Here is a 12,894-nt window from a genome sequence, read left to right as displayed (position 1 = left end):
GGAGGCCCGGCGTCAGGGCATGAGCGGCGGCTCCTCGCCGCCGCTCCGCTCCGCTCCCTCGGGGTCCGGTACGTAGCGCAGGACGCCCCACATGCCGTGCTCGTCGGCGGGTGGGGCGTCGGCGCCCCTGCGACACGCGTCGAGTTGCTCGCCGAGGGCGGCGGCGTCGATGCCGGAGCCGATGAGGACGAGCTGGGTGCGGCGGGCCTCGCCCGGGGGCCAGGGCTCGGGGTAGAAGCGCAGGAAACGTCCGACGGCGTGGACGGCGTACCGGTTGCGCGAGTCGTACGGCCCGAAGTCGACGTAGCCCTTGATCCGGTACAGGCCCTCGGGCCGGCTGTCGAGGAAACGCATGAGCCCACGCGGGTCCAGCGGGAGGTCGGACACGAAGGACAGCGTGTCGTAGGCCGCGTGCAGGTGTTCGGCGTACGCACCGTGCGCGGAGTGGTCGTGCAGGTCGTCGAAGGACAGCTGCCCCACGCGTTCCTCGCTCGGGCGGCAGTCGTAGAGGAACTCCGGATCGATGCGGCCGTAGGTCGCGGGCACTACGGCCGCGCGGTCGGTGAGCGAGCGGACGAGCGCGAGCACGCGCTCGGCGTCCGGGGCCCGGTCGGTCTTGTTGACGACGACCAGGTCGGCGAGCGCCAGGTGCCGGTCGATCTCGGGATGCTTCGCGCGCGTGGCGTCGAACTCGGCGGCGTCGACGACCTCGACCAGCCCGCCGTAGACGACCCGCGGCTGCTCGCTGGCCAGCAGCATGCGCACCAGCTCCTGCGGCTCGGCGAGACCGCTGGCCTCGATGACGATGACGTCGATGCCGGCCTCGGGCCGGGCGAGCCGCTCCAGGTATCCGTCGAGTTCACTCGCGTCGACGGCGCAGCACAGGCACCCGTTGCCGAGCGACACGGTGGAGTCGCCGAGTGCGCCGGCCACGGCCATCGCGTCGATCTCGATCGACCCGAAGTCGTTGACGATGGCGCCGATCCGGCTGCCTCCGCTGCGGTGCAGCAGGTGGTTGAGGAGTGTGGTCTTTCCGGAGCCGAGGAATCCGGCGAGTACGACGACCGGCATCTGCTGCGGAGTCGGGCGCTGCCCCACCGTGCGACCTCTCTCTCCACCACGCGTACGCCGGCCCGTGGCAAGGCGTACACCCACGTACGGCATTGCCTGCTCAGGATACGAGCCGACGCCGTCGGCACTGGGATCCACGTGCCCCGACGTGTTCGAACCGAGCGACGGCAACTTCGCCGTGATCGGCACCGAGGCCACCGAGGCGCTGGAGGGGGAACTGCCCGCCGACGCCGCCCGCGCCGGCTACGAACGCATCGTCGCCGTCAGCCGGGGAACCCTGCTTCGCGCCAAGGCCGACATACCCGACGCCTGAGGGCACCGCCCACGTCTCCGGCCGCGTCCACCGTCGCCGCGCCGGAAGCCCCCACCGCCGAGCAGCCCGGCGCCCCGTCCCCGCTCGACGCCCCACCGATGAGGCCTGGCGCCCGAACGCACCAGGCCGCTCGCATGCTCAGACTGCCGCGGGCACCCCGACCGGTGCCTGAGGCCCCACGTACCGCGCCGCAGGGCGAATGATCTTCGAGTCCCGCGCCTGCTCCAGGATGTTCGCGCTCCAGCCCACCACCCGCGCCGCCGCGAACGTCGGCGTGAACATCTCGCGCGGCAGGCCGCACAGTTCCATGACCACGCCCGCGTAGAACTCGACGTTCGTGTGCAGGTCGCGCCCCGGTTTCAACTCCGCGAGGATCGCCTCCACCTGTCGCTCCACCTCGACGGCGAACTCCACGCGCGCCCCGCCGAACCGCCGCGCCACCTCACGGAGCATCCGCGAGCGTGGATCCTCCGTGCGGTAGACGGCGTGGCCGAAGCCCATGATGCGGTCACCGGCGAGCACCCACTCGCGGATCCAGGAGTCGATGCGGTCGGGGGTGCCGATCGCGTCCAGGGTGTCCAGCGCCCGGCTGGGCGCCCCTCCGTGCAGCGGGCCGGACAGGGCCGCCACCGCCCCGGTCAGGCAGGCCGCGACGTCCGCCCCCGTCGAAGCGATGACCCGAGCGGTGAACGTCGACGCGTTGAACCCGTGGTCGATGGTGGAGATCAAGTACTGCTCGACCGCCCGGGCCCGCTCCCGGTCCGGCTCCGAACCGGTCAGCATGTAGAGGTAGTTGGCGGCGTACGAAAGGTCCTCGCGGGGCTCCACCGGTTCGAGCCCGCGTCCCAGCCGGTACAGCGCGGTGAGCAGCGTCGGCACGGCTGCGGCGGCCACCAGCGTGTCCTGGCGGCGCTGCTCGTCGGACAAGTCGTAGACGGGTTCGAAGCCCTGGGCGGCGCCCAGCAGCGACAGGGCGGTGCGCATGCCGGCGAGGGGGCCGGAGGGCCCGCCGGAGGCCGCGATGGCGGGAAGTGCCGAGCGCACCGTCCCGGGGAGCCGCCGCAGCGCCGCGGTCTCGGCGGCGAACGCGGCACCACGCCGCGCGTCCGGCAGCTCGCCGTGGACCAGGAGATGCCAGACGTCCTCGAAGCTCCGGCGCTGCGCGAGCTCGACGGCCGAGTACTGGCGGTAGTGATAGAAGCCCTCCAGCCCTCGTACGTCACCGACCTCGGTGTCGGCCACCACGGCACCCGCGAGCCCTCGCGGCACCTCCACCGTCTCGGTGGCGGGCGCGGTTCTGTTCACGGTCACGATTACCTCCCTGGGACTTGAGTGTACTGTCCATAGTTGATGCATTCCTTGTCAATATTGATTGAATCAATATTACGATCAAGTCCAGGCCCCGGAGTCGATACGGTGACCCCCATGCGCGATCAAGAACCCGTCCGCCCCACCGACGGCGAGCGCCGCCTGACCACCAGGGAGGCGGCCGAACAGCTCGGCGTGAAGCCCGAGACCGTCTACGCCTACGTCAGTCGCGGCCTGCTCGGCAGCCGGCGCACGCCCGGCGGCCGGGGCAGCACCTTCGACGCGGAGGAGGTGCGTGCGCTCGCCCGCCGCAACCGGCGCGACAGCGGCACGGTCCCGCCCTCCGGCCACGAGCCGGCCGTCCGCACGCGCATCACGCTCATCGAGAAGGACCGGTTCTACCTCCGGGGCGTCGACGCGGTGGAACTCGCCGCGCGCCACAGCTACGAGGAGGTCGCCGAGTGGCTGTGGACGGGCCGGATGCGGCCCGGCATCTCGTTCACCGCGCCAGAGGCCTCCGTGGCGGCCGCCCGGCGAGCCGTCGACGCCCTGCCCGAGCACGCGGGGCCCGCCGACCGCCTGCGCGTCGCCGCCATCGCCGCCGCGGCCGCGGACCCGCTCCGCTTCGACCTGTCCGAGGAAGCCGTGCTGGGCACCGCCCGCACCCTCATCCCCACCCTCGTCGCCGCCCTTCCCCCGGTACGGCGGGTCGGCCACGATCGGGGGCCGCTCGCCCATCGTCTGTGGACACGGCTCAGCGGACACCCCGCGGACGAGGCGTCGCTGCACGCTCTCGACACGGCGCTCTCGCTGCTCGTCGACCACGACCTGGCCGCCTCCACGCTCGCCGTGCGCGTGGCCGCGTCGGCCCGGGCGCACGCCTATGCCGCCGTGTCGGCCGGCCTCGGCGTGATCGAGGGACCGCTGCACGGCGCGGCGGGTGGGCTCGCCCACCGGATGCTGCTGGAGGTACTCGACCAGGGGAGCGCGGCGCCGGTGATCGCGGAGGAGCTGCGAGCGGGTCGCCGCGTTCCCGGACTCGGTCATCGCCTCTATGCCGGCGAGGACCCGCGCGCGCGTGCGCTCTTCGCCCTCCTGGAGGACATCCCCCGGGCGGCCCCCGCCCTCGCGGCGGCCCGCGACGTCCAGACGACCGCCGCCCGCCACACCCCGCTGCACGCCAACGTCGATCTGGCGCTCGGAGTGCTCACCGCGTCCTCCGGCATGGCCTCCAGCGCGGCCGAGACGATCTTCGCCGTCGCCCGTACGGCGGGCTGGATCGCGCACGCGCTGGAGGAATACGGGGAGCGTCCGCTGCGCATGCGCCCGAGCGGACTCTACTCCGGCCCCAGACCGCCGCAGCCACTACCGGAGTAGTGCCCGAGCGCGGTTGGAAGTCGCCACGGCACAAGTCAGGTTAGGCTCACCTCTGTGAGTACGTGCTCAACCGTCTCCCGGGACCTCGACGAGCCCGTTGCGGGCACCGCACCGGTCGCGAGGACCTGGTTGCTGCTCGAGCAGCCCGGCCCGTGGGGCGCCGAGGCGCTCACGTCGAGCCATCTGGATCCGGAGATCGGGCGCGCTCTGAAGGCCGCGATGAAGGGGACCGACGTACGCGTCGCCCTCATCCGCCGCCCCGGCCGCCACGCGGACCGGGGCACCGCCGCGGAGCGCCGGGTGTACGCGGCCCACACCACCCCAGGGAACGTGTGGCTGGGCACCGCCGTACTCACCGACCCGCGCCGGCTGCTCGGCCTCGATTTCGCCGCGCTGGGCAGGGGTGATCGCCGTACCTTCGACTCGGTGCTCGGCGGTGGACCGCACGAGGGTGATCCGCTCGTCCTCGTCTGCACCAACGGCAAGCGGGACCGGTGCTGTGCGCTCCTCGGCCGGCCGCTGGCCGCAGAGCTCGCCGCGTCCGGAGCCGAGGGCGTCTGGGAGGTCACCCATCTGGGTGGTCACCGCTTCTCACCCACGGTGCTCGTGCTGCCTCACGGGTACGCGTACGGCCGGGTCCAGGCCCACTCCGTCAAGGAGATCATGCACGGTGCGCGCGAGGGCCGCATCGTCGTCGAGGGGTGCCGCGGGAACACCGCGTGGGAGCGCCCCGGCCAGGCCGCCGAGCTGGCCGTGCGCTCGGCCGTGGGCGAGGACGCGGCCCAGGCGCTGACCGTCGTACGGACGGACGGCGCCGCTCCGCGCTGGGAGCTGACGGTGACCCACGCCGACGGCCGGCACTGGCGGGTCCGCGTCGCACAGGGCGCGTCGGCTCCGCCCCGTCCGGACAGCTGCGGGGCGTCGGTGCTCGCCTCGCCGGCCCGCATGGAGGTCACCGCGGTGCGCGAACTCTCGGTGACGGCGGCGCTCGCAAGCTGACCGTCGCACCGGAGCTACGGCCGCGCGGGGTCCGGTCCGGCACCCCTGCGGCTCCGGAGGCGATGCTCAGCCCCGGCACCGTCGCCCTCTCCGCCACCACCTCCGTCTGCACCCGCACCTGCACCTGCCCCTCCGCGACGATCAGGAAATCCGCGCCACACCCCTCTACGGCCTGCCCTCACCTGCCACGTACCTTCATGGGTATGAGCTCCACTCCCCCCGCCCGCCGCCTGCGCCTCGGCCTGCCGCGGCGGGTGTTCTCGCAGATCCTGCTGATGCAGCTGGCGATCGCCGCGGGGGTCGCCGTGCTCGCGACCGGGCTCTTCCTGGCGCCGCTCGGCGACCAGCTGGACGACCAGGCGATGCGGCGAGCCCTCGCCATCGCGCAGACCACGGCCCAGCAGCGGCAGATCATCCGGGACCTGCGTGACACCCCGCCGACCGCGGACGGCCCGGTGCAGCGGGAGTCGGAGCGGATCCGTGCGGCCACCGAGGCCGAGTACGTCGTCGTGATGGACCGGCGGGGCGTGCGCTGGTCGCACACCGACCCGGAGCGGGTCGGTGAGACCGTCTCGACCGACCCCGGGCAGGCCCTGGCCGGCCGCGAGGTCATGGAGATCGACTACGGCACACTGGGCCGCTCCGCGCGCGGCAAGGTGCCGCTGCGCGACGGTGGGGGCGCCATCGTCGGCGCGGTGTCGGTCGGCATCGCGTACGACAGTGTCCGGGCCCGGCTGATCCACGCCATCCCCGGGCTGTTCGCGTACGCCGGCGGCGCCCTGGCCGTCGGCGCGCTGGCCGCCTGGCTCATCTCGCGCCGGGTGCAGCGGCAGACACGGGACCTGGCCTTCTCGGACATCGCGGGGCTGCTGGCGGAGCGCGAGGCGATGCTGCACGGCATCCGGGAGGGCGTCGTCGCCCTGGACCGGGGCGGCCGGGTGCGCCTGCTCAACGACGAGGCGCAGCGCCTGCTGGGCATCGGCGGGGAGGCCGTCGGCCTCTCCCCCGGCGAGGCGCTGGGCGCGGGACGGACGGCCGATGTCCTGGCCGGCCGGGTGACCGGGACCGACCTGCTGACCGTGCGCGGCCAGCGGGTTCTCGTCGCCAACCGGATGCCGACCGACGACGGGGGCGCCGTCGCCACTCTGCGCGACCGTACCGAGCTGGAACAGCTCGGACGGGAGCTGGACTCGACGCGCGGCCTGATCGACGCCCTGCGCGCTCAGGACCACGAACACGCCAACCGCATGCACACCCTGCTGGGGCTGCTGGAGCTGGAGATGTACGACGACGCCGTGGAGTTCGTCGGCGAAGTGGTGGGCGACCACCGGGTCACCGCGGAGCAGATCACGGAACGGATCCAGGACCCCCTCCTCGCGGCGCTGCTGGTCGGCAAGGCGACGGTCGCGACCGAACGCGGAGTCGCCCTGTGGGTGTCGGAGAGGACGCGGCTGCCGGATCGTCTGGTCGACTCCCGGGGGCTCGTCACCATCGTCGGCAACCTGGTCGACAACGCGCTCGACGCCGTCGCGGGAACGCCGCACGCGCGCGTGGAGGTCGAACTGCGTGCGCGGGGGCGCACGGCCACGCTCCGGGTGCGCGACACCGGGCCCGGCATCCCCGCGGAACACCGCGAACTCGTGTTCACGGCGGGCTGGTCCACGAAGGAGCCGCCGGCGCACCGGCAGCGGGGCATCGGGCTGTCGCTGGTGCGCAGGCTGGCCGAGCGGCAAGGCGGCAGCGCCATCGTCGGCGAGGCGTCCGGCGGTGGCGCGGAGTTCGTCGTCGTACTGCCCGAGGCCCTGGCGGAACGAGACCTGGCCGAACCGCGCCCGGCCGGACCGGACGCGAGTCCCGCCCTCGCCGCCCCTGTCGCCGCCGCCCACGTGAACACCGCTGCCGAGGAGGAGTCCCGATGATCGAGGTCCTGGTCGTGGACGACGACACGCGGGTCGCGCGGGTCAACGCCGCCTACGTCGAGAAGGTGCCGGGGTTCCACGTCGCCGGCCAGGCGCACAGCGCACTGGAGGCCCTGCGGAGCGTGGCCACGCTGCCTCGCCTGGACCTGATCCTGCTGGATCACTACCTTCCCGACCGTACCGGCCTGGAGGTCGTCCGGGAGATGAGGCGCCGCGGCGACCAGACCGACGTGATCATGGTGACGGCGGCGCGGGACGTGTCGACCGTCCAGGCGGCGATGCGCCAGGGGGCCCTGCAGTACCTGGTGAAACCGTTCGCCTTCGCGGGGCTGCGCGCGAAGCTGGAGGCGTACGCGGAGCTGCGGCGCACCCTCGACGGCGGGGGTGAGGCGGAGCAGTCCGAGGTGGACCGGATATTCGGTGCCCTGTCGGCGCCCACGGAGCCTGGACTGCCCAAGGGGCACTCCCCCACCACCGCCGAGCTGGTTCGCCAGTGCCTGATGAAGGCCGACGGCGCGCTCTCCGCGCAGGAGATCGCCGAACGGACCGGGGTGAGCCGCCAGACGGCACAGCGCTATCTGAAGCTCCTGGAGCGCACGGGCCGGGCCAGACTGACCCTCAAGTACGGAGACGCGGGCCGTCCGGAGCACCGTTACGTGTGGGCGACCCGCGCCTGAGAACGGGCGGGGAGGATCCGACGGGGAGGGTCGTAGCGCCGTGGCGGAAGGGCGGTGGCACCGCCTCCTACACGGCCCCGGCCCCGGTCAGGGACCGCACCTCCGTCTCCGCGTGCTTGGCCTCGTCCGGAACCTCGGGTGAGGTGACCGTGCCGATCCACCCGGCCAGGAAACCCAGCGGAATCGACACCAGACCGGGATTCTGCAGCGGGAAGTACTGGAAGTCGACGCCCGGGAACAGCGACTGCTCACCGCCCGACACCACGGGCGACAGCAGGACGAGCACCACGGCGGGGACCAGGCCCCCGTAGACGGCCCACACGGCGCCGCGCGTGGTGAAGCCGCGCCAGAACAGCGAGTAGAGCAGCACCGGCAGGTTGGCGGACGCGGCGACGGCGAAGGCGAGGCCCACCAGGAACGCGACGTTGAGGTCGCGGGCGAGCAGACCGAGACCGATCGCCACCGCACCGATCCCGACGGCGGCGAGGCGCGCCACGGCGACCTCGCCCCGCGGCTCGGCGTCCCGGCGCCGCAGGGACGCGTACAGGTCGTGGGCCACGGATGCCGAGGAGGCCAGGGTGACGCCCGCGACCACCGCGAGGATGGTGGCGAACGCGACGGCGGCCACGACCGCGAACAGGACCGTGCCGCCCGTGGACCCCGCGCCACCGCCCAGGTCGAGGGCGAGCAGCGGGACCGCCGTGTTCCCGGCGGCGTTCGAGGCTCGTACCGCGTCCGTGCCGACCAGGGCCGCAGCGCCGAAGCCGAGCACGATCGCCATCAGGTAGAAACCTCCGATGAGGCCGATCGACCAGACGACCGATCGCCTGGCGGCCCGGGCGGTGGGCACGGTGTAGAAGCGGGACAGGATGTGCGGCAGTCCGGCCGTGCCCAGCACCAGGGCGAGCCCGAGGCTTATGAAGTCGAAGCGCGAGGTCCAGTCCCCGCCGTACGCCAGCCCGGGGGCCAGGAACGCCTCGCCGTGACCGCTGCGCTCGGCCGCCGTGCGCAGCAGCCGGTCGAGGTCCCCGTGGAAGCGCACAAGCACCAGAGTGGTCAGAGCCACGGTGCCGCCGAGCAGCAGGACCGCCTTCACGATCTGGATCCAGGTGGTGGCCCGCATCCCGCCCAGCGACACGTAGATCACCATGAGGGCGCCGACGCCGATGACGGTCCAGGTCCGCGCCGCCTCGCTCGTGCCGCCGAGCAGCAGGGCGACCAGGCTGCCCGCGCCGACCATCTGTGCCACCAGGTACATGACGGAAACGGTGACCGAGGAGGTTCCGGCGGCGATCCGGACCGGCCGCTCGCGCATCCGTGCCGCCACGACGTCCGCGAGGGTGAACCTCCCGCAATTGCGTACCAGTTCGGCGACGAGGAACAGCACGACGAGCCAGGCGACCAGGAAGCCCACCGAGTAGAGCATGCCGTCGTAGCCGTAAAGGGCGATGACCCCGGAGATGCCGAGGAAGGACGCCGCCGACATGTAGTCGCCGGCGATGGCAAAACCATTCTCCATCGGGGAGAACAAGCGGCCGCCCGCGTAGAACTCCTCCGCCGACCCGTGACGATGGCGGCTCACCCACGTCGTGATCCCCAGCGTGACTGCGACGAACGTGCTGAACAGCAGCAGCGCCAGTGTCTGGTGGTCACCGGTCACGACGACGCACCGCCCCGCACACCGCGCGTCAGTTCCTGTGTGTCCCAGCGCAGTTCGAGCGCGGCCCGGTCTCTGCGCAGCCTCGCGTGCCGGGCGTACGCCCAGGTGAGCAGGAACGTGGTGAGGAACTGGCCGAGCCCGGCGAGCATCGCCACGTTGGCCGACCCGACCACCGGCCGGGCCATCAGCGCGGGAGCCGTCGTGGCGGTCACCACGTAGGCGAGGTACCACACGAGGAACGCGGCGACCGCCGGCACCACGAACCGCCGGTAACGGCTGCGGACCTCCTGGAAGGCCGCGCTGTGCTGAACCTCCAGGTAGACGTCGGCCGCGGCCCGGGGCGCCTGGGCCGGTTCCGGGCGCATCGACGGCAGCGCCGCCGGCTCAGGAACCCCCGCGCCGGCCGGCTCGCCCCAGCCGGAGGCGAGGGCGTCGTACCACGGGTCGTCGTAGCCCGGACTCGCAGGCGTCTCGGCACAGCGCAGGTCCGCGGCGCCGCGGTGGTCGACCGCGTTCTCGGAATCGCCCCCGGCACCGCTGAGGCGATCGTTACTTGGCTGCATGCCCAAGGATGGACAGAACGGGAAGATCCCCGACTCTTTATCCCCGCGCGCTTCACTCCATCAGGTGACTGAGCCTCCTGGCGGTCCGGGCCCTGACGAAAGGAGCCGGGCCCGGTGCTCGGTCCCGGGCCCGGCTCAGGCCGTACGTGGCTCACGTACGGTCACACATGGTCACGCGTCGATGCGTGACCGGTCCAGCGTCGCCGCCGAGCTGGAGATGAACTCCTTGCGGGGTGCCACGTCGTTGCCCATCAGCAGGTCGAAGACCTGCTCCGCGGACTCCAGGTCGGTGAGGTTGATCCGGCGCAGGGTACGGCGTCGCGGGTCCATGGTCGTCTCCGCGAGCTGGTCGGCGTCCATCTCGCCCAGGCCCTTGTAACGCTGGATGGAGTCCTTGTACCGGACGCCCTTGCTCTGGAACTCCATGAGCTTGTCGCGCAGCTCACGGTCCGAGTACGTGTAGACGTACTTGTCCTGGCCCTTCTTGGGCTGGACCAGCTCGACGCGGTGCAGCGGGGGCACCGCGGCGAAGACCCGGCCCGCCTCCACCATGGGCCGCATGTAGCGGTGGAACAGGGTCAGCAGGAGGGTGCGGATGTGGGAGCCGTCCACATCCGCGTCGGTCATCATGATGATCTTGCCGTAGCGGGCCGCGTCGATGTCGAAGGTACGACCCGAACCGGCTCCTATGACCTGGATGATCGCGCCGCACTCGGCGTTCTTCAGCATGTCGGTCACGGACGACTTCTGGACGTTGAGGATCTTGCCCCGGATCGGCAGCAGCGCCTGGAACTCGGAGTTCCGGGCGAGCTTCGCCGTGCCCAGCGCGGAATCTCCCTCGACGATGAAGAGCTCGCTGCGGTCGACGTCGTCGCTGCGGCAGTCGGCGAGCTTCGCGGGCAGCGAGGAGGATTCCAGGGCCGTCTTGCGGCGCTGGGCGTCCTTGTGCTGACGGGCGGCGATGCGGGTGCGGGCCGCGGCGACGGCCTTCTCCATGACCACGCGGGCCTGCTGGGCGGCGTCACGCTTGGTGGAGGTCAGGAACGCCTTGAGTTCCTTGCTGATGACGTTGTTCACGATGCGGCGGGCCGCCGAGGTGCCGAGGACCTCCTTGGTCTGGCCCTCGAACTGCGGCTCGGCGAGCCGGACCGTCACGACCGCCGTGAGGCCCTCCAGGGCGTCGTCCTTGACGATGTCGTCCTCGGCGACGCGCAGCATCTTCTTGGCCCGCAGCGCCTCGTTCATCGTCTTCGCCACCGCCTGCTCGAAGCCCGCGACGTGGGTGCCGCCCTTCGGCGTGGCGATGATGTTGACGAACGACTTGACTGTGGTGTCGTAGCCGGTGCCCCAGCGCATGGCGACGTCGACGCCGAGCTCACGGGTGACCTCGGTGGGCGTCATCTGGCCGTGCTCGTCGAGCACGGGGACCGTTTCCTTGAAGCTGCCCTGTCCGCTGAAGCGGAGGACATCGCAGACGGGCCGGTCGCCGGCCAGGAACTCGCAGAACTCGCTGATGCCGCCGTCGAAGCGGAACGACTCCTCGCCCTTGCTGCCGCCGTCCCCCAGGCCGAATTCGTCACGGACGACGATGGTCAGCCCGGGGACCAGGAAGGCGGTCTGGCGGGCCCGCTGGTGCAGGTTGTCCAGGGAGAGCTTGGCGTCCTTGAGGAAGATCTGCCGGTCGGCCCAGTAGCGCACGCGCGTGCCCTCGCGGCTCTTGGGGATCTTCTTGGCCTTGCGCAGGCCGCTCTTGGCCTCGAACTCGGCGCCCGGGCCCGCCCCCGTGAAGGCGCCGGGAACACCGCGCCGGAAGCTGATGGCGTGCGTGTGCCCGCCCCGGTCCACCTCGATGTCGAGCCGACTGGACAGGGCGTTCACCACGGAGGCACCGACGCCGTGCAGACCGCCGGAGGCGGCGTAGGAGCCGCCGCCGAACTTGCCGCCGGCGTGCAGCTTGGTCATGACGACCTCGACGCCGGACAGGCCGGTCTTCGGCTCCACGTCCACCGGGATGCCCCGGCCGTTGTCCCGGACCTCCACCGACCCGTCGTCGTGGAGGATCACCTCGATGTGGTCGCAGTAGCCGCCGAGAGCCTCGTCGACGGAGTTGTCGATGATCTCCCACAGGCAGTGCATCAGGCCACGGCTGTCGGTAGATCCGATGTACATGCCCGGACGCTTGCGCACGGCCTCGAGACCCTCGAGGACGAGCAGGTGCCGCGCGGTGTAGTTGGATCCGTCCCGGTCTGCTCCTGCCAGCAGCGCAGTGGACGGCACGGATGTCTCGGCGGTCACGCGGTTCGCTCCTCGCTGAATTTCAGATGGGGCCCCGCTGGGTAAAGGCGCGGCTCTGTTCACCGGTCAGAGGGTACCGAGGCCTGGTAGAGCCGTTGTAACGCCACCCTCGCCGAAGGCTCACCCTAGTCCAGGGTCGCATGCCTGTTCGATCCCTCGATGGGGTGAAGCACACATCACGTTCCCTTCGAGGCATGAACCATTTAGGCTCCGGGCACGTCCTCATGAACAAACCGGCAACCCAGCCGGCGGGACCGACACTGACCGACTGCGCGAACCCGTACGACACACAGACACGCAATACGGCACATTCGCCGCCAACCGGCAACAGCCGGCCTCTCGGAAATTTTTTTCGAGGAAAAGCCACGAGCGGGAACGTTTTGGGGCTGGTTGGATGTTGACCCTGGTACGACAGCTCGTCGAGCTAGAGAAGAGGCGACGTGACTACTGTTCTGACTTCCGCAAGCCCGCTGACGGCCGCTGATCGCTGCGACCGCTGCGGCGCCCAGGCGTACCTGCGCGTCGTCCTGCTGAGCGGCGGAGAACTGCTCTTCTGCGCCCACCACGGGCGCAAGTTCGAGCCGGAACTCAAGAAGATCGCCGCTGAGATACAGGACGAGACGGAGCGGCTGACCGCCGTTCCGGGAGCCTCCCCCGAGGAAGAGCGCTGACACGACGCGCCCGACGACGAGCCGACCCGGCACAAGCCGAT

Annotated in this window: 11 protein-coding genes; 6 read left to right on the top strand and 5 right to left on the bottom strand. The window is 71.6% G+C overall.

Features of this window, described 5'->3' with window-relative positions; translation table 11 throughout:
* Window positions 1–12: 12 nt before the first annotated feature.
* Window positions 13–1,098, bottom strand: coding sequence for a CobW family GTP-binding protein (locus IE142_RS24560; protein ID WP_191887774.1), 1,086 nt, complete (start codon window positions 1,096–1,098; stop codon window positions 13–15).
* Between the two features lie 64 nt (window positions 1,099–1,162).
* Here IE142_RS24560 and IE142_RS24555 point away from each other — a divergent pair, with 64 nt between their 5' ends.
* Window positions 1,163–1,384, top strand: a complete 222-nt coding sequence (locus tag IE142_RS24555) for a hypothetical protein (protein ID WP_191887865.1) — start codon at window positions 1,163–1,165, stop codon at window positions 1,382–1,384.
* Window positions 1,385–1,522: 138 nt separating this feature from the next.
* On the opposite strand, the gene IE142_RS24550 is transcribed toward IE142_RS24555, so the two are convergent.
* Window positions 1,523–2,695: a citrate synthase/methylcitrate synthase gene (locus IE142_RS24550; RefSeq protein ID WP_191887773.1), complete on the bottom strand. Its 1,173-nt coding sequence runs from the start codon at window positions 2,693–2,695 to the stop codon at window positions 1,523–1,525.
* A 114-nt stretch (window positions 2,696–2,809) separates the two neighbouring features.
* Here IE142_RS24550 and IE142_RS24545 point away from each other — a divergent pair, with 114 nt between their 5' ends.
* The 4 genes from IE142_RS24545 (at window position 2,810) to IE142_RS24530 (ending at window position 7,664) form a co-directional block, all read left to right on the top strand.
* A complete protein-coding gene (locus IE142_RS24545; protein ID WP_191887772.1) occupies window positions 2,810–4,069 on the top strand; it encodes a citrate synthase in 1,260 nt (419 codons plus the stop codon).
* A gap of 54 nt (window positions 4,070–4,123) precedes the next feature.
* Window positions 4,124–5,068, top strand: a complete 945-nt coding sequence (locus IE142_RS24540) for a ferredoxin family protein (RefSeq protein ID WP_191887771.1) — start codon at window positions 4,124–4,126, stop codon at window positions 5,066–5,068.
* Between the two features lie 203 nt (window positions 5,069–5,271).
* Complete coding sequence (locus IE142_RS24535) at window positions 5,272–6,987, top strand: sensor histidine kinase (protein WP_191887770.1); 1,716 nt, start codon at window positions 5,272–5,274, stop codon at window positions 6,985–6,987.
* On the top strand, window positions 6,984–7,664 hold the full coding sequence (locus tag IE142_RS24530; RefSeq protein WP_191887769.1) for a response regulator: 681 nt from the start codon (window positions 6,984–6,986) through the stop codon (window positions 7,662–7,664). The genes IE142_RS24535 and IE142_RS24530 overlap by 4 nt, the downstream gene beginning before the upstream one ends.
* 67 nt (window positions 7,665–7,731) lie before the next feature.
* Here the strand turns inward: IE142_RS24530 and IE142_RS24525 are convergent, their stop codons facing one another.
* The 3 genes from IE142_RS24525 to IE142_RS24515 all read right to left on the bottom strand — a co-directional run bounded on the left by IE142_RS24525 (window position 7,732) and on the right by IE142_RS24515 (window position 12,182).
* Window positions 7,732–9,324 (bottom strand): monocarboxylic acid transporter, encoded by a 1,593-nt coding sequence (locus IE142_RS24525; protein WP_191887768.1) that lies wholly within the window; start codon window positions 9,322–9,324, stop codon window positions 7,732–7,734.
* Complete coding sequence (locus IE142_RS24520) at window positions 9,321–9,887, bottom strand: DUF485 domain-containing protein (protein WP_191887767.1); 567 nt, start codon at window positions 9,885–9,887, stop codon at window positions 9,321–9,323. The genes IE142_RS24525 and IE142_RS24520 overlap by 4 nt, the downstream gene beginning before the upstream one ends.
* Window positions 9,888–10,058: 171 nt before the next feature.
* Window positions 10,059–12,182 (bottom strand): DNA gyrase/topoisomerase IV subunit B, encoded by a 2,124-nt coding sequence (locus tag IE142_RS24515; protein WP_191887766.1) that lies wholly within the window; start codon window positions 12,180–12,182, stop codon window positions 10,059–10,061.
* A 440-nt stretch (window positions 12,183–12,622) separates the two neighbouring features.
* Here IE142_RS24515 and IE142_RS24510 point away from each other — a divergent pair, with 440 nt between their 5' ends.
* Window positions 12,623–12,853, top strand: a complete 231-nt coding sequence (locus IE142_RS24510) for a DUF7455 domain-containing protein (RefSeq protein ID WP_043379046.1) — start codon at window positions 12,623–12,625, stop codon at window positions 12,851–12,853.
* Window positions 12,854–12,894 lie beyond the last annotated feature (41 nt).

Origin of the sequence: Streptomyces mutabilis, from assembly GCF_014649815.1 — a bacterium.
In the GTDB taxonomy this organism is placed as follows: Bacteria; Actinomycetota; Actinomycetes; order Streptomycetales; family Streptomycetaceae; genus Streptomyces; species Streptomyces mutabilis.
The sequence above is the reverse complement of the archived record's forward strand: the minus strand, read 5'-3'. Positions and strand labels throughout refer to the sequence as shown.

Excerpts from the sequence above, each read along its gene's own strand:
- IE142_RS24545 (WP_191887772.1), top strand. The coding sequence starts at position 2,810 with ATGCGCGATCAAGAACCCGTCCGCCCCACCGACGGCGAGCGCCGCCTG.
- IE142_RS24535 (WP_191887770.1), top strand. The coding sequence starts at position 5,272 with ATGAGCTCCACTCCCCCCGCCCGCCGCCTGCGCCTCGGCCTGCCGCGG.
- IE142_RS24530 (WP_191887769.1), top strand. The coding sequence starts at position 6,984 with ATGATCGAGGTCCTGGTCGTGGACGACGACACGCGGGTCGCGCGGGTC.
- IE142_RS24520 (WP_191887767.1), bottom strand. The coding sequence starts at position 9,887 with ATGCAGCCAAGTAACGATCGCCTCAGCGGTGCCGGGGGCGATTCCGAG.